15 protein-coding genes are annotated in these 14,404 nt (G+C 55.8%); 5 read left to right on the forward strand and 10 right to left on the reverse strand.

Translation table 11 applies throughout. From position 1 onward, the window contains the following. The first annotated feature begins 288 nt into the window (after positions 1 to 288). Both LEP6406_RS0211040 and LEP6406_RS27585 read left to right on the forward strand, forming a co-directional pair. On the forward strand, positions 289 to 834 hold the full coding sequence (locus LEP6406_RS0211040) for a DUF6036 family nucleotidyltransferase (RefSeq protein ID WP_027269053.1): 546 nt from the start codon (positions 289 to 291) through the stop codon (positions 832 to 834). Next, the gene (locus LEP6406_RS27585) at positions 831 to 1,205 is read left to right on the forward strand and encodes a hypothetical protein (RefSeq protein WP_008315256.1); all 375 of its coding nucleotides are present in this window, start codon (positions 831 to 833) and stop codon (positions 1,203 to 1,205) included. The genes LEP6406_RS0211040 and LEP6406_RS27585 overlap by 4 nt, the downstream gene beginning before the upstream one ends. A gap of 2 nt (positions 1,206 to 1,207) precedes the next feature. On the opposite strand, the gene LEP6406_RS0211050 is transcribed toward LEP6406_RS27585, so the two are convergent. Then, a complete protein-coding gene (locus LEP6406_RS0211050) occupies positions 1,208 to 1,525 on the reverse strand; it encodes a helix-turn-helix domain-containing transcriptional regulator (RefSeq protein WP_036028345.1) in 318 nt (105 codons plus the stop codon). A gap of 305 nt (positions 1,526 to 1,830) precedes the next feature. Between LEP6406_RS0211050 and LEP6406_RS0211055 the strand changes: the two genes are divergently transcribed. Continuing rightward, positions 1,831 to 2,157 (forward strand): DUF433 domain-containing protein, encoded by a 327-nt coding sequence (locus tag LEP6406_RS0211055; RefSeq protein WP_008315198.1) that lies wholly within the window; start codon positions 1,831 to 1,833, stop codon positions 2,155 to 2,157. Positions 2,158 to 2,249: 92 nt separating this feature from the next. Next, positions 2,250 to 2,549: a DUF5615 family PIN-like protein gene (locus LEP6406_RS27590; RefSeq protein ID WP_008315195.1), complete on the forward strand. Its 300-nt coding sequence runs from the start codon at positions 2,250 to 2,252 to the stop codon at positions 2,547 to 2,549. A 208-nt stretch (positions 2,550 to 2,757) separates the two neighbouring features. Here LEP6406_RS27590 and LEP6406_RS0211065 read toward each other — a convergent pair whose 3' ends face one another. The 5 genes from LEP6406_RS0211065 to LEP6406_RS0211085 all read right to left on the reverse strand — a co-directional run bounded on the left by LEP6406_RS0211065 (position 2,758) and on the right by LEP6406_RS0211085 (position 7,646). Then, positions 2,758 to 3,564 carry a hypothetical protein gene (locus LEP6406_RS0211065; RefSeq protein WP_155834675.1) on the reverse strand — a complete coding sequence of 269 codons (807 nt, stop codon included), beginning with the start codon at positions 3,562 to 3,564 and terminating at the stop codon, positions 2,758 to 2,760. A gap of 118 nt (positions 3,565 to 3,682) precedes the next feature. Continuing rightward, the gene (locus LEP6406_RS0211070; RefSeq protein WP_008312591.1) at positions 3,683 to 6,349 is read right to left on the reverse strand and encodes a cyclic nucleotide-binding domain-containing protein; all 2,667 of its coding nucleotides are present in this window, start codon (positions 6,347 to 6,349) and stop codon (positions 3,683 to 3,685) included. 223 nt (positions 6,350 to 6,572) lie between these two features. Further along, positions 6,573 to 6,695: a hypothetical protein gene (locus LEP6406_RS34775; RefSeq protein WP_008312593.1), complete on the reverse strand. Its 123-nt coding sequence runs from the start codon at positions 6,693 to 6,695 to the stop codon at positions 6,573 to 6,575. A 37-nt stretch (positions 6,696 to 6,732) separates the two neighbouring features. After that, positions 6,733 to 7,173: an MAPEG family protein gene (locus LEP6406_RS0211080; RefSeq protein ID WP_008312595.1), complete on the reverse strand. Its 441-nt coding sequence runs from the start codon at positions 7,171 to 7,173 to the stop codon at positions 6,733 to 6,735. 107 nt (positions 7,174 to 7,280) lie between these two features. Then, entirely contained in the window at positions 7,281 to 7,646 is a 366-nt protein-coding gene (locus LEP6406_RS0211085) for a DUF2834 domain-containing protein (protein WP_008312597.1), read from the reverse strand. Positions 7,647 to 7,727: 81 nt separating this feature from the next. Here LEP6406_RS0211085 and LEP6406_RS27595 point away from each other — a divergent pair, with 81 nt between their 5' ends. Then, on the forward strand, positions 7,728 to 8,573 hold the full coding sequence (locus tag LEP6406_RS27595; RefSeq protein WP_008312601.1) for a helix-turn-helix domain-containing protein: 846 nt from the start codon (positions 7,728 to 7,730) through the stop codon (positions 8,571 to 8,573). Between the two features lie 190 nt (positions 8,574 to 8,763). Here the strand turns inward: LEP6406_RS27595 and LEP6406_RS27600 are convergent, their stop codons facing one another. The 4 genes from LEP6406_RS27600 to cysK all read right to left on the reverse strand — a co-directional run bounded on the left by LEP6406_RS27600 (position 8,764) and on the right by cysK (position 14,147). Then, positions 8,764 to 9,036, reverse strand: coding sequence for a FeoC-like transcriptional regulator (locus LEP6406_RS27600; protein WP_008312603.1), 273 nt, complete (start codon positions 9,034 to 9,036; stop codon positions 8,764 to 8,766). Between the two features lie 38 nt (positions 9,037 to 9,074). Further along, a complete protein-coding gene (feoB, locus tag LEP6406_RS0211100; RefSeq protein WP_008312605.1) occupies positions 9,075 to 11,408 on the reverse strand; it encodes a Fe(2+) transporter permease subunit FeoB in 2,334 nt (777 codons plus the stop codon). A gap of 107 nt (positions 11,409 to 11,515) precedes the next feature. Further along, the gene (locus LEP6406_RS27605; RefSeq protein ID WP_008312607.1) at positions 11,516 to 12,184 is read right to left on the reverse strand and encodes a FeoA family protein; all 669 of its coding nucleotides are present in this window, start codon (positions 12,182 to 12,184) and stop codon (positions 11,516 to 11,518) included. 976 nt (positions 12,185 to 13,160) lie between these two features. Continuing rightward, positions 13,161 to 14,147: a cysteine synthase A gene (gene cysK / locus LEP6406_RS0211110; protein WP_008312609.1), complete on the reverse strand. Its 987-nt coding sequence runs from the start codon at positions 14,145 to 14,147 to the stop codon at positions 13,161 to 13,163. Between the last annotated feature and the right edge of the window lie 257 nt (positions 14,148 to 14,404).

A 14,404-nucleotide genomic window follows, 5' to 3' on the forward strand; every position in this document is an offset into this window, starting at 1 on the left:
ATAATTGGATTGTCGCATACAGACGACAGCGCTGGCTGGGAGTTACGGGCATTGTGGGGAATGTTGCGTCCCACCGTTGCCGTCCCATTGGTTTGTCCCCAGGTACTCTCCGTAAAGGTACTTATTTCCCCGCCCCACCCACTTATTCACCCCCCATCTCTTCAGATTTCCACCGAGCCGCTGCCCTCGTCATTGGGGGCAGCGGTAGAATGTACCCACCCATCCATTCCCAAAACACGAGACAGAAACCGCCACACCCAAAGATTTCCCGACCCTCAGGATATCGACATGAGATCGCCTGTAGACCCGCAAAAGATTGAGCAGCTTATGCAAGCTTTGGGCCAAGAAGCCAAAGGCTCCGGCTGCATTTACTTTACGGGAGGAGCAAGTGCCCTGCTGGTGGGCTGGCGCAGTTCCACAGTGGATATTGATATTCGGCTTGATCCTGAACCTCCAGGGATCTTTCAGGCGATCGCAAAACTAAAGCAAACCCTGGGCATCAACATCGAACTAGCTTCCCCCCAAGACTTTTTACCCCCATTACCGGGCTGGCGAGATAGAAGCGTATTCATTGGAAAACGGGGTCAAATCTTGTTTTATCACTATGACTTCACTGCCCAAGCCCTAGCCAAGCTATCAAGGGGATTTGACAGGGATCTCAATGATGTTCGAGCTATGTATGCGCAGAAACTCTTTTCTTTGCCAGATTTACAGGACGGCTTTCAGGCAATTGAGTCTGACTTGATTCGATTTCCAGCGGTTAATCCTGACGTGATCAAATCTCGCATTGAAGCCTTTATCCAAGGCGCTGAAGGTCAGGATAATACGCGATGAACTTAAACGAGTTGCCTGGTGCAGAACTCATCTTGCCAGGATTGGCAGATCTGCGCCATGGCCAGAATCATACTGTGGGGGCATTGTTGGTCGCGATCGCCTACACACGCCTGACCCAAGCCGGGTTAGTCATTCCTAAAGACCATTTGGCCCCAGAACCAGAGCTAAGATTATATGCCCATCTCCAGCAGGATTGGGAGGATGCCTATGGTACCTATAATGCCCTGATCAATCGTCTCAATAGTTTCTGTAACAGTCTTGAGTGCAGTCCAAAACTGGATTTCCAACCGTGGATGGATAGAGACTCTATGGCAGCCGTTAGTTTGCTTTCCCAAGCGGCCCGACCCGTTCAGGCAGATCAGCCCCCCTAAAACTAAGCCGCATCCGACTCAATGGGCTTAACCGTAAGGGTCAACCCCACCGACTTCAGGACAGCCATCAAATTAACCAGCGTCGGGTTCCCCTGATCCGACAACATCTTGTAAAGACTCTGGCGATTGAGATGGGTAATCTCAGCCAGTACCCCAATGCCACCATGGGCCGCCGTCACATAGCGCAGTGCCGTCAAAAACTCCTCAACCGATCCCCCCGCGATCGCGGTCGAGAGATATTCCGCCGCCACCTCCACATCCTGTAATTCCTCAATTAACAGGTCGTCATAATTTTCAGTTTGCCTGGGCTTGCTTTCCATAATTGGATTGTCGCATACAGACGACAGCGCTGGCTGGGAGTTACGGGCATTGTGGGGAATGTTGCGTCCCACCGTTGCCGTCCCATTGGTTTGCCCTCAGGTATTCTCCGTAAAGGTACCTATTTCCCCGCCCCGCGCACTTATTCACCCCCAGTCTCTTTAGATTTCCCGCCAGCCACCCCGGTTGCTGGGTCAAGGAACGCCGACCCAGCATCTTTCAAGGGCGACACCCCGGTTGCTGGGTCAACTACGGTACTGGCGACAAATCGCTATAACTTGAACAGCCTCGCACTCCTCAAAGTCCTATGGCGCTGCACGACATTGAACCTCAGCTTCTAGCCCTCAACCCAGCCGAAAAGGCCCAAGCGGTGCAGATCCTGCTTCAGAGCCTCGGCACCGTCTGGGCTGGGATTGAAAAAACACCGGGTACTTGTGGTGGCGACGCGCGGGTCGCTAAGAATCGAATTCCGGTCTGGGTGCTGGTGCAGGCCCGTAACCTGGGCAGTAGTGATGCAGAAATCCTGCAAAATTACCCCACGCTTACCGCGATTGATTTGACCAACGCTTGGCTCTACGCCGCAGCCCATCCTAGGGAAATTGAAGCCACAATTTTAGAAAATGAAGCTGCTTAAACTGGGTGTACTACGGCATCTTGTTTGGGCTAGCCTAGACAGCCGATAGCGACTGACACAGCATAAAGCAGTCAGCTTCACTGAATTGAGTTATGGCGCGTTTCTATGCCGACGAGCAATTTTCCCTAGCTGCCACGCGCCATCTCCAAACACTGGGGCATGATGTTTTAACAGTGCAAGAAGCTGGGAGTGCAAACCAAGGGATTCCTGACGATCAGGTTTTAACTTTTGCCACTCAGCAAAATCGAGCCGTGTTAACGCTGAATCGCCGCGACTTTATTCACCTGCATCAGCAGACGACGACCCATGCAGGCTTCGTCGTCTGCAAGATTGATCAAAGAATATTTCGGGTACCAACTCAAAGCGGGACAAATCTCTGGGGGAGGAGTTAGGAGTTAGGAGCCAGAATCTAGGAGAGTACTGGATTCTGACTCCTGACTCCTGAATTCCTCGGAACCAATATTGTCTCGGCTTACGTTGATACCCAATATTTCACCCGCCGCTGCAAGCTCGCTTATCAACAGCCTCGATCAGTATCGCGATCGCGCAAGGGAGAGCGAGCAGTGTGGCAACGGCGATACTGACTTCTACCTTTCTGTACTAGGGTAGGCTGGCTAGGACGGTGCCCCCAACAGAATAGGGATGTTCGCGGCCATTGTATTCCAGAATAATCAGCGGCTCTTGGGCAGACATATCAATGCGCTTGATTAAAACTCGCCCATTGGCCAGGTAATCTCCGGCAAAGGTGTAGCGGCTGTTGGCGACTCCCGGCTCTCGCACGATCAAGGCGACACGATCGCCAACCTGAGCCACGCCAGTGAGTTCCAAGCCTTGCAAGGGGGGGGGGGTGCTTGGTAGTTCTACTGCCGAAGCTGAGGGGGTGGGTAGCACCGCCACAGGTGTCGTTGCTATCGGCAGAGAGGGGAGGGACGGGAGGGGAGGCAGAGTACCGGAGATAGGTAAAGGCACGACAGCGGTGGGGGTAGGGCGGGAGCCTCCGTTAGGGGTGGGGTTAGACCCATTCCCCTCAGTTTGCTGGACAGCGCCTGCTGTCGGAGCCAATAGGGGAGTCGTGGCTTGAATGATTGGTGCAAAGGGATCGGCCCGCCCTGCGACTAGAGTTTCGGCGCGAGTGTCTTTGCGGGTAGAACGGAGCAGGCTGCTGGGGGTTGCGTTCTGCAAACGCCCTGAGGCCGAAACCAGGGGCGCTGGAAAGGGCGCGGTGACTGTTTCTGGGCTTTGGTCCGTGCTTTGGGTTGTCGGTACGGGAGGAGCGGTAGCGGTGGAATTAGCCGTGGTCAGGCGCAATCCTGCCCCTACGAGGACAGCTAGACCCACGGCCCCGGCCAACCCCAGGGCCGGATGACGACGAATGGCGGTGGCGATTTTTTGCATTGTTGTGTCCATGACCAATTCCCCAAGACGGAGCGAACCCCACTATTTTTCCCAGTTGGAATAGCTGTTCCAAAGGATAGCGAATGCTGCAAAGGATAGCGAATTTTCGCCCAAGTTGAGCATCCGAGCTTCACATCATGAGTTGGAACAAGAAAATTGTAAATCCAACCATGAGCATGAGATGGGGCAGATTGCTAAGCACGGTGCGTTTGGTAATGCGTAACAGCGGATAGACACTGAAAACCAGAGCGGAGAGCACCGTCACTCCCTGGAGAAAAGTTGCCACATCGGTACTCCAGGTGAGGGTCGGCAAGCCTGTACCGCTAAAGCCCAGGGTTCGTGCTAAAACTGGCAGAATTTGACCTGCTTCTGTCATGGCCGCTGGAATATAGTGGGCTAGGTTGGCGGCTAGGGCAAAGGGCAGGTAGGCGTAGATAACGGTTAGGTAGGGGGGCTGCCCAGGGTCTAGGCGGCGGGCGATCGCGTGGGTCAAATAGGTCGCCATAGCTGGAAGGCTGAGCAGGGCCAGTGCGATCGCGGTACTGCTCAGAAGATGGTCAGCATCAATGGGGATAGCAGGGTACCCCAATCCAGCTAAGATCCTTTGACTGTGATGCATCAACACCCCGCCTAAAAGCAGCCATAACAGCGCAGCTTCGGCCCAGAATCCCTGGTGGTTGTCCAGCAAATCTGAGGTAGGAAACCGTAAATTAAGCTGCACTGAACGATGGGGGCAGGCTTTCAGGCAGGTCATGCACAGGACACAGTCGCGGTTATCTTGCAACTTTGCCGGGTGCGAATAGAGCGGGCACCCCCCAGTCGCCTGCCCTTCGTTAGGCAGGGCATCGGCAAAGGTGACGGGGGTGGCGCTGCTGCCCTTGTAGCAGCCAAAGGTGCTGCACTGGCTGCCGCAGACCTGCTGGGTAGAGCGCAACTCCACCATGGCCAGCTTGGCAAACATGCCATTCATGCCGCCGATGGGGCAGAGGTAGCGGCACCACAGTCGCCGCTCATAGATCAGGCTACAGATTACCGCCCCCGCCGTAATCGCCAGCAGTAGCCATGCCGAGAGATAGGCGTGGTGGGGCAAATCCCAGAGCTTTTCCCAGAGGTAAATCACCACAAAGCCGCCGAAGAGGATCCAGGCTCCCCAGCGGTTGAGCCACTGAGTCGGCCAGTGGAGCTGCTGGCGTGGAAACAGCCAGAGGGAGAACCGGCGCAGCCATTCCGCCGTGATCATAAAGGGGCAGACGGCACACCAGAGCCGACCAATAAAGACAAAGAGCAGCAGATATCCCGGCCACCACCAGGCCCAAAAAAAATTTAGTGTGATGCTGCTGTCTCGGGTTTGTGGCCCTAGGAACCCGGCTAAGGTGACGGGCACAAAAACCGCCATCATCACGATCCACAGTCCTTCGGGGTACCAGCGGCTGAGCAAAATCTGCCGCAGCCAGGGCAACTGGGTCAGCAAATCAACCCGAAAGGCATTTTTGGCCGATTGTACCGACCACAGGGTCTGCTCAGGAATCACCGTTTGCCCCGGTGGTGTCATGATCACTGCCCGGTGCAAAATTTCTGCTAGTTCGGTCATGTTGCCGGGATAGTCGTAGCTGATCAGGCGACGCAGATCCGACTGATCTAGGGTCAGCGGCGGGCGGTTTTGGGCTTGGGTAACTTGGGTGAGAAAGTGGTGGGCAAAGTCTGGAATGTCCGCCTTGCGCTGGGGCAGGCTAAATAGTTTGATGGCAATGGGCTCTACCCCTGGTAGCACGAGCTTTTCAGGAGATGCCAATATTAAGCGCACCCAAGACTGAACTGGTTTGGGCGATTCGCTGGATGCGGCATTAGGCAGAAGGTTTCTGGTGTTGCAGTAGTGAGCTATGCGATCGCGGTCTTGCCCCTTCAACATCTGGAGATTGCTCAGTAGCAATGTCCCCCGCTCCAGCAGTTCAATCAGACCTAGTACACTGCCGAGTCGGCCAAATAGGCGGTCGGTGTCGAGGCCACCATCCGCTGTGCGCGGGAGCTGGGCACAATCCATCTCCACAAAAGGTTGGTCTGCTAGGCCAGAGCGGCTATGGATCAGACCGGCTAAAAAGGTCTTGCCAGTGCCCGACGGCCCTTGCAGGACTACGGGTTGGAGCGTCGCGGTAGCCTGATCAATGCTTTCCTTCAGCTTTTGGCTGAACTTGCTGCTGCCGAGGATAGTTTCTCCGGTGGGCACGGCATGGATGTAGTCTCGCAACCCCTGGATGCGGCGTTGCTCTTGGGCAATACGGATACTGAAGGCATTGAGGTCTTGGGCTAGCAGGGCATTAAATAGGTGCTCAAGCTCGGTGTACTGCTGCATTAGCTGCCGAAACTGAGGCTGGGGCAAAAACCAGATTTCGCTGGCTGTCAGGGCGATTGCCTGGGTTTGGTGTCTGGCACTGTCGGGGTTGGCCAGCAGTGACACATAGCCAAAAAGTTCGCCAGCACTGCGCTGGCGAATCAGTGATTTACCAATAGGAGAAAGCCGATCAACCTCAACGGCTCCCCACTTCAGCAGATATAGCCCTAAGGAGGGTTGCCCTTCTCGATAGATCAGTGTGCCGGGTTCTACCTTGAGCAGGTGGAGCGATCGCGCCAGATCTTGTTGGGCCGGTTCCGGTAGCTGCCCCCACAGACGATGAAACCGCAGCCAGTTAAAGCACGCCTCAATGAGGGCGAAATCCTTGGGGGGCAACCCCTCCAGGCCCATCCCCAGAGGGTGATGATCTAGGTCTACAGGGGGAGGTGAGGGAGGGAGAGAAACCATGCTGTCAGTGTAGTGACCCTAGGGGTTAGCGGCTGAATTGAGTAAGGAAACCGGATGCTTTTGGGGGCAATTCTTGCCGTGTGGGCAATTCTTGCGGGTCAGGCAAGATACCCAACTGTGGACAGCCGGGACGGTTATCCCACGTTATTTGATCCCTACCCCTAAGTATCCGTGATATCTTGCCCGCCTTTGCCTTCCTCGGGTTTGAGGCCCAGCAACTGTACTACAGTGCTATGGCCTTGGTGAAACTGCCCTTGCTGGATCCTTCCTGGATGTCCCGTTCCCGTTCTGGGGCCTGCTTAAACTCTAGTCCCTCCAGTTCCCGCCGCAGGGTGGTCAGATGCATCGGGTTGAATCAGGTTCAGTGTGAAGCCCACAGTCTCTTACCGGAGGGCCAGTAAGAGGCTGTGGATTGACAGTGCCATGGTCATGCCCACTCCCAGCAAATAGGCCAGAAATCGCCAGGGCTGTAGCCTCGCCAGGTAGAACAGGGTGTGGGATGTGCGCGCGATCGCAAATATGCCCATATATACCGCGCCCCAAACTGCTTCCCCACCCAACAACCCGTAGCCCAGCGCCAAAAGCAGAAATATGGGGATATTTTCTAAATCGTTACGCCAGCAGCGGGTCGCTCGTTTTACCAGGGGATTTTCCTGGGGGGCAGGGGGTAGCGCATGACCAATTACTTGACCCACAACATCGGCATCCTCAGGATTGACAAACTGCCGATAGCGTAGGCGCACGTACCCCTGAACGAGGGCATTGACCCACATTTTGGCCGCCAGAAAGACGGTGCAGAGGAGCCAGAGTTTGAGGGTGGGCATGGGTGGGGGTGTGAGGGTGTGAGGGTGTGGAGAATTGGCATTAGGAGAAAATTGGCATTGGAAATGATAGGGAGATGGGGCAGACCCAACGTCTGCCCCATCTCCGTCTAGACGGTCAGGTGGCGCTGACGTAGCAGTAGAAATAGCGGTAAACCACAGGAAAGGCCAACGCTAAAGGTTGCGATCGCACACAGGCACCACCACCACCGCGACAAACCTAGGCGGGGCAGTTCCACCCAGACCCAGACCAAAAACACCAGCGCCGAGATCACCAGATCAACGGCCAGATCGATCGCCACCCGATTCGCTAACGCTTGCCGCAAAAATTCGCCCAGATCAAACCCAAATTGTTGAAAAAAGGGTGCCAAAAACCACCAGGGCAAAACCGAACCAATCCCTAGCAGCCCCAGGTAAACCCACTGCAACCAGGGTTGAGCAGGCCGAGCTAGTTGGGACGCAGATAGATTAGACATAAACATAGCCTCCGTGGCAGAACGCCCCTATTGTGGTCAATTGAGATAATTGACTCAATTACCTAGGAGGTTATAGAAACTATGAGCATCCCATCTGGAGTCCAGGTTCAAGCCTTTGGCACTCTGCTCAAGCATTGGCGTGGTCAGCAGAGTTGGAGCCAGTTAGATCTGGCCTGCCAGAGCGAGGTCTCGCAGCGCCACATCAGCTTTTTGGAGTCTGGGCGATCGCAGCCCAGCCGCGACATGGTGCTGCACTTGGCCACGGTGCTGGCCGTTCCCTTACGGCAGCAAAACGTAATGCTCACGGCGGCGGGCTTTGCGCCCCTGTATTCAGAGCACGATCTGTCTGCCCCAGAGCTGGCCCCCATTCAGCAAGCCATCGATTTTATGCTGCACCAGCAAGACCCCTATCCCGCCCTAGTCATTGATCGCTACTGGACGCTACTGCAAGCCAACCAGGGTGCCCTGCGGCTAATGGGCTGGCTGCTGGGTGATCGCCTCAGCACCCTAGAACAGCCGCTCAATATGATGTGGCTGATGATCCATCCCCAGGGACTACGGCCCTACGTAGAAGATTGGAACACCGTTGCCGTCCCTCTTGTCCAACGTCTTCAGCAAGAGGCCCAGAGCGAAGGGCCATCTGGCCCCACAGCCCGGTTGCTGCAAGATCTCAGGGGAGAATTGCAAGATATCTCCCTTGCTACCCCAATCGCCAGCGGCCCGTTGCCGGTGCTGCCGATCACCTTTGTCAAACCTGATGGTAAAGCCCACCAGCGGCTCAGCTTTTTCACCATTATTTCTACTCTGGGCACGCCGCGAGATATCACCCTGCAAGAGCTGCGGATAGAAACCCTGTTCCCCACTGATGCCGCGACCGCTGCCATGATGCAGAGTCTTCGCTTCTCGTCTGCTGCTACGACGGCATGACCGTGCCGACCCAGGGGTATCAACTCAAAGCGGGACAAATCTCCTGGGGAGGAGTCAGGAGTTAGGAGCCAGAATCCAGGAGAGTACTGACTCCTGACTCCTGAGTTCCTCGGAACCAATATTGTCTCGGCTTACATTGATGCCCCCGAACCAGCCCCTGACTGGGATTTCAAAGGCCACCGCAAACGCGCTATATCCCGACCATATAGTCTTTGCAGGCCGATCTCCTCAGAATATGGGTTGTCTTTACCCCCACCCACTCATAGCACTCTAAGCTCAACAAATCACAGCCGGTACAGTCGGCACACTTCTCGGGAAGGGGCAAAGGGCGAATACGTCCCTTGCGGCTGAGTTTGGTCAGCATCGGTCTGAGTGCCTGACTGTCGGTATGAAAGTGCAGAGACAGGTCGGTAATAGAAACAATGCCGTGGTTGGCGATGTAGGTTTGAACGTCAAAAAGCATGGTGGGATGTTGGTATGGGGAGGACCGTTTCTCTGCCCTTATCGCCCGTCTAGCACTACCATCCGCCGTCGCTGGGCGGGTCGAGAGTAGCGCATGGCGACGATAGTGGTGATGGCAACGCCGATCAATCCCAGGATCCAGGCGGCTGAGCTGCCGGGGTGTTGAGAAAAGGTCATCACCTGGTAGTACATGACCGCACTCCAGTAGGCGATGCAGGTGGTCCAGAGGCCAACAAAGACGGTCCATCCGGTATTGGTTTCGCGGTAGACAGCCCCCATGGCGGCTACGCAGGGAAAGTACATCAGCACGAACAGCAGGTAGGCAAAGGCCCCAGTCCGCCCGTCAAAGCGCAGGGCCATTTGGCCAAAGGTGGTGTGGGCAACGGCTTGTTCGGCGGCGGCGGTTTCGATATCGCTAATGGAGCCGACCGAGAGGCCAAGGGGGTCGAGCACCGTACCGGAGAGGGTAGCTAGGTTGGTGGGGATGGTGGCAAAGGCGGCACCAATATTGCCGAAGAAATCAAAGGTCTCGTCGCCCTGGTCCACGCCCCCAGCAGCGGCCTCATCTCTGGCCAGTTGGCCATAGAGAGCGTCCAGGGTTCCCACTACGGCTTCTTTGGCAAAGCCTCCCGTAAAGATGCCGACGGTGGCGGGCCAATTGTCCTGGGTGAGGCCCATGGGGACAAAGGCGGGGGTAATGCTCTGGCTAAGGGCGCTGAGCACAGAGTTTTCGCTGTCTTCATTGCCAATAGAACCATCGGTACCGATGGAATTCAGTAGGCTGAGTACCATCACCATCACCACGATCACCCGTCCCGCTCTGAGAATAAAGGCTTGCAGTCGTTCCCAGGTGCGGAGCAGTACGCCTTTGAGCGTGGGTCGATGGTAGGTGGGTAGCTCCATCACAAAGGGGGCGGCCTCCCCGCTGAGCAGGGTGTATTTCATAATCAGTCCAGTGACGATGGCGACCCCCATACCGATGAGATACAGCGCGAACACCACATTTTGTCCGGCCCTGGGAAAGAAGGCGGCGGCGAACAGGGCATAGACCGGCAGGCGGGCACCGCAGGACATGAACGGGTTCATCAAGATAGTGAGAATGCGATCGCGCCGACTCTCCAGGGTCCGGGTCGCCATAATGGCGGGCACGTTGCAGCCAAAACCCACCAGCATCGGCACAAAGGATTTCCCCGGTAGCCCCACAAAACGCATAAAGCGATCCATCACAAAGGCAGCGCGAGCCATATAGCCGCTGTCTTCTAACAGGGCCATAAATAAAAACAGACAGGCAATCACGGGGATAAAGGTAGCCACGATCTGAATCCCGCCACCCATGCCGTTAGCAAGCACCACCTGGACAATGTCGGGTACTCCGATCGTCGCTAGCAGGTGGCCAAAGCCCTCGACAAAAACGGTGCTAAAGAGAATGTCGAAAAAGTCGATAAAGGCGCTGCCCACGTTAATGGCAAACATAAACAGCAGGTACATCACTCCCAAAAAGATGGGAATGCCTAGCCAGCGATTTAGCACGATCTGATCGATCTGGTCGGAGCGCGTCAGGCTGACCTGGCGCGGACGGGTCGCCACGTCGCTCACCAGGCGGTGGGCGTAGCCATAGCGACTGTCGGCCACGGCGATGTCAATATCGTCTCCCAGCACCCGGTGAATGCGGTGGCGCTGTTCGGCTACCAGGGGCAGTAGGTCATTAGACGGGTGGGGACCATGGCTGTCGTCGTATTCCAGTAGCTTCAGCGCTCTCCAGCGATCTCGGGGAGTAGGGTCGCCTGTGCCAGCGATCGCCGGGGTGAGTACTGCCAACGCCTCTTCAATCAGCGCGGGGTATACCACTCGGGCGGCGGGGCGATAGGGGCTCACCAAAAATTCGTTCAGTACGGCCTTCAGTGCGTCCAAGCCCTGCCCCCGAGAGGCCACTATCGGCACCACCGGACAGCCCAACCGCGCCGATAACAACTGCGGATTGACACGGATGCCGTGCTCCTGTGCCACATCGATCATATTGAGTACCACCACCAGGGGCAGCCCCATCTCTAGAATTTGGGTGGTGAGGTAGAGGTTGCGCTCTAGGTTCGAGGCATCGACGATATCCACCACCACCTGGGCAGTCTCAGAAAGCAGATAGTCACGGGCGATCGCTTCATCCACGCTGCCCTCGTCCTCTGAGTCAATGGCGTAGATACCAGGCAGGTCTACAACGGTGATAGTGCGATCGCAGTAGCGGTAGCTGCCTTCCTTGCGATCGACAGTGACCCCAGGCCAGTTGCCCACCCGCTGGTTAGCCCCTGTTAAGCCGTTAAAAAGCGTTGTTTTGCCACAGTTGGGGTTGCCAATCAGGGCGATTGTCCAGTCTGCCATAGGGATCCTCCGGGAAAAGGAATGGGTTGCAGGTGTCAGGTTCAAGGGTGCAAGCGGCGCTGGGTGGGCAGGTGAGGTGAGGCGCAGGGCCAGCTTTGAGCCCTGCTCTAATCGGTCGTCACCTTGACTTTCAGGGCAGATGCCTCACCTTTGCGCAGGCTGAGTTTAAAGCCCCGGACTTCAATTTCAATTGGGTCGCCCATAGGGGCCTGACGGGTGACGGTGAACTGGGTGCCGGGGGTGAGCCCCATCGACAACAGCTTTTCCCGATAGGGGCGTGGCCCTTTTTCGTAGCCCAGAATGTGGCCCGATTGACCCACGGCCAAGGCACCCAAGTGCAGGGGAGCGGTCATAACGGCGGCACCCGTTGCAGCCTGTGAAGGGGCAAAGGTGGGATCAATCGCCAGATGAGCAGTGGTTACGATGACCCGGTGGGCCATGCCGGCCCCCAGGCCCAAGCGGCAGCCTTGCAGCCCGACAACCACCGCACCGCTCGCCGTGCGGCTCACCAGGGTAATCTCGGCCCCCTGAACAATACCTAGATCTGTGAGACGGCGCACCATACGGTGACCGCCCTGAATTTGCCAGACCCAAAGGCGATCGCCCATCGATGCCATGGCCAAGGGCAAACGGCCACCAGCGGCTTTGGCAGACTCACCGTCTACCGATAGAAGCGGCACATCAGGTAGGTCAGCCGTGCTGCCCGCAAAAGTCATTGGCCCCAGCGGGGCTTTTCCAGTAGCGTCAGTTGCGGCCTCAGCAGAAAACGAATCCATGGGTAGCTCCAATGCTAAATCGAGCAAAATTGATAGGAAAACTTATCATTTAATTCAAGGACTGATGACAATAGATCATCAAACAAAGCTGATCAACTCTTAGGACAGAAAGGATTTATGGAGGGATCAGGGAGTTGCCTTGATAAGTCTGACGCCGATGTTACCGTTGCCTAGCGCCATCCCAAATAAGATTCACTCTCAATAAATACCAGATTTTTTCCTGAGTATTTTTACCTTGGAACAAACCGTTGCCAAGCTTGATGAAGCGCCGCACCAACTTTACTGACTGTAATCATCCAGCTACCGGCGGGCTCCCTCTAGTCCTCTGCGGCGTAAATACCCTAACCGTTCTATCGTGGTACACTTATCGCCGTTCGGCTGAGCGTTCGACTGATCTCACGCCGATCACGCCGAAGCCCTAGCCCTCTCCCAAGGGAAGCTACCGTGTACACATAAGTCACTGTTTGATGTGCATCCCGGCCTGACCCCCTCTAACTCCCCTTTGGAAAGGGGGAGGACAAGAGCAATTTCGGTCTCCCCCCTTTCCAAGGGGGGACTAAGGGGGGTTTCCAAAGAGCAGAAGTACCCATCAGAAATGTGTGTACACCGTAGCCCAAGGGAAGAGGGGACCGGAAAAGGTTAAGCTGGCGCGACAATAGTAGGCTGATTTACGCCCTGCGGTACTAGTCTGGAGACGACTCCAACGGAGTAACGGAGCGAAGCGAAGTCGAGACATCTCGGTTGGTGGTGGAGTCCGAGATTCCTACTTGCGTCGGAATGACAGCATTTACAGCATTTAATTATGTCCACCTACTTACCACTCTAGGATCACCGCTCGACATTGCAAGCAGGTTAACTGCTGGAGTCCTGCTGGAGTAATTGGTGAGTGCCAGTTGAATTGGCGAGATAGGCGGCGGTGGCCAAAGCTGGCGGGGTAGCTGGATCGAGCTGAGCGATAAGTCCGTAGAGCCTTTGGTTAGGGTTGATGACTTAGGGCCGCAGGCGGTGTGGCTAGCGAATGATCAGGTGGCACCCCCTGCCACAGGGCTGTGCTGAGGTAGCGCTCCCCCGCGCTGGGTTGGATGATCACAATGCGCTGGTTGCGGTAGCGATCGTGTTGGCCGATCTGTAACCCGGCATAGACCGCCGCCCCGGTTGAAATACCGCCCATAATGCCTTCTTGTTGGGCCAATTGTCGTCCAGTTTCGTAGGCTTGGGCCTCGGTGACCGTAACAATTTCATCGATCAAATCTGCTCGTAAGACATCGGGAATAAATCCGGCCCCAATGCCTTGGAGATCATGCGCCCCTGCCGGTTGACCGCTCAGTACGGCACTGTGGGCCGGTTCAACTGCCACAATCTGAAGGTTAGGATTTTGCTGCTTGAGGTACTGTCCAGCCCCTGTGAGGGTGCCTCCTGTTCCCACACCCACCACTAAAACCGCCAGATCCCCATCGGTATCCTGCCAGATTTCAGGGCCGGTGGTTTCATAGTGAATTTTAGGATTGGCGGGATTGCTGAATTGGTGGGGTGAGAAGGCATTCGGCAGCGTGGTGAGGAGGTAATTGGCGTGGGCGATCGCCCCTGGCATATCGTCTGCGGCGGGAGTCAAGATCACCTCCGCTCCATAGGCTTGCACGATTTGCTGTCGTTCCTGACTCATATTGTCGGGCATGGTTAGAATCAGGCGATAGCCCTTGGCAGCACACACCATGGCTAACCCAATACCTGTATTGCCGGAGGTTGCCTCCACGATCGTCGAGGTTCCCGGTTGAACCAAGCCTGCCTGTTCGGCTTCGAGCATCATACTGACGGCGATTCGATCTTTCACAGACTTAGCCGGATTCATGCCTTCTAGCTTCAGCACAATTTCGGCGATACAGCCACACTGCTGGGGCAAGCGTTGCAGCTTGACTAGCGGGGTGTGACCTATAACTTCAGTAATGTCACTATGGATGGGCATAAGGTTCAGCCTTTTACTTGGCAGTTTCTTATCATCTCAGGTGCGTTAAATCAGAGTTTGAAAATCTCAAGGCTTTCGTAGAGATCGGCAATTTTAAGATGCCAGTGCGCCACTCCAGTTTTGGCTATGGCGATCACTATTGTCCTATGCGCGCTGGCCACAGCTATGGATCGGCCTAATGACCCTCGGCTCAATGACCCTTGGCCCAATGTTAAAGTGAAGCCACATCAACGGGTTCAGGAGCTGGTCCCATGACC

It is taken from the genome of Leptolyngbya sp. PCC 6406 (assembly GCF_000332095.2).
Lineage (GTDB): Bacteria > Cyanobacteriota > Cyanobacteriia > Phormidesmidales > Phormidesmidaceae > PCC-6406.

Excerpts from the sequence above, each read along its gene's own strand:
- LEP6406_RS0211040 (WP_027269053.1), top strand. The coding sequence starts at position 289 with ATGAGATCGCCTGTAGACCCGCAAAAGATTGAGCAGCTTATGCAAGCT.
- LEP6406_RS27585 (WP_008315256.1), top strand. The coding sequence starts at position 831 with ATGAACTTAAACGAGTTGCCTGGTGCAGAACTCATCTTGCCAGGATTG.
- LEP6406_RS0211050 (WP_036028345.1), bottom strand. The coding sequence starts at position 1,525 with ATGGAAAGCAAGCCCAGGCAAACTGAAAATTATGACGACCTGTTAATT.
- LEP6406_RS0211055 (WP_008315198.1), top strand. The coding sequence starts at position 1,831 with ATGGCGCTGCACGACATTGAACCTCAGCTTCTAGCCCTCAACCCAGCC.
- LEP6406_RS27590 (WP_008315195.1), top strand. The coding sequence starts at position 2,250 with ATGGCGCGTTTCTATGCCGACGAGCAATTTTCCCTAGCTGCCACGCGC.
- LEP6406_RS0211065 (WP_155834675.1), bottom strand. The coding sequence starts at position 3,564 with ATGGACACAACAATGCAAAAAATCGCCACCGCCATTCGTCGTCATCCG.
- LEP6406_RS0211070 (WP_008312591.1), bottom strand. The coding sequence starts at position 6,349 with ATGGTTTCTCTCCCTCCCTCACCTCCCCCTGTAGACCTAGATCATCAC.
- LEP6406_RS34775 (WP_008312593.1), bottom strand. The coding sequence starts at position 6,695 with ATGCATCTGACCACCCTGCGGCGGGAACTGGAGGGACTAGAGTTTAAG.
- LEP6406_RS0211080 (WP_008312595.1), bottom strand. The coding sequence starts at position 7,173 with ATGCCCACCCTCAAACTCTGGCTCCTCTGCACCGTCTTTCTGGCGGCC.
- LEP6406_RS0211085 (WP_008312597.1), bottom strand. The coding sequence starts at position 7,646 with ATGTCTAATCTATCTGCGTCCCAACTAGCTCGGCCTGCTCAACCCTGG.
- LEP6406_RS27595 (WP_008312601.1), top strand. The coding sequence starts at position 7,728 with ATGAGCATCCCATCTGGAGTCCAGGTTCAAGCCTTTGGCACTCTGCTC.
- LEP6406_RS27600 (WP_008312603.1), bottom strand. The coding sequence starts at position 9,036 with ATGCTTTTTGACGTTCAAACCTACATCGCCAACCACGGCATTGTTTCT.
- feoB (WP_008312605.1), bottom strand. The coding sequence starts at position 11,408 with ATGGCAGACTGGACAATCGCCCTGATTGGCAACCCCAACTGTGGCAAA.
- LEP6406_RS27605 (WP_008312607.1), bottom strand. The coding sequence starts at position 12,184 with ATGGATTCGTTTTCTGCTGAGGCCGCAACTGACGCTACTGGAAAAGCC.
- cysK (WP_008312609.1), bottom strand. The coding sequence starts at position 14,147 with ATGCCCATCCATAGTGACATTACTGAAGTTATAGGTCACACCCCGCTA.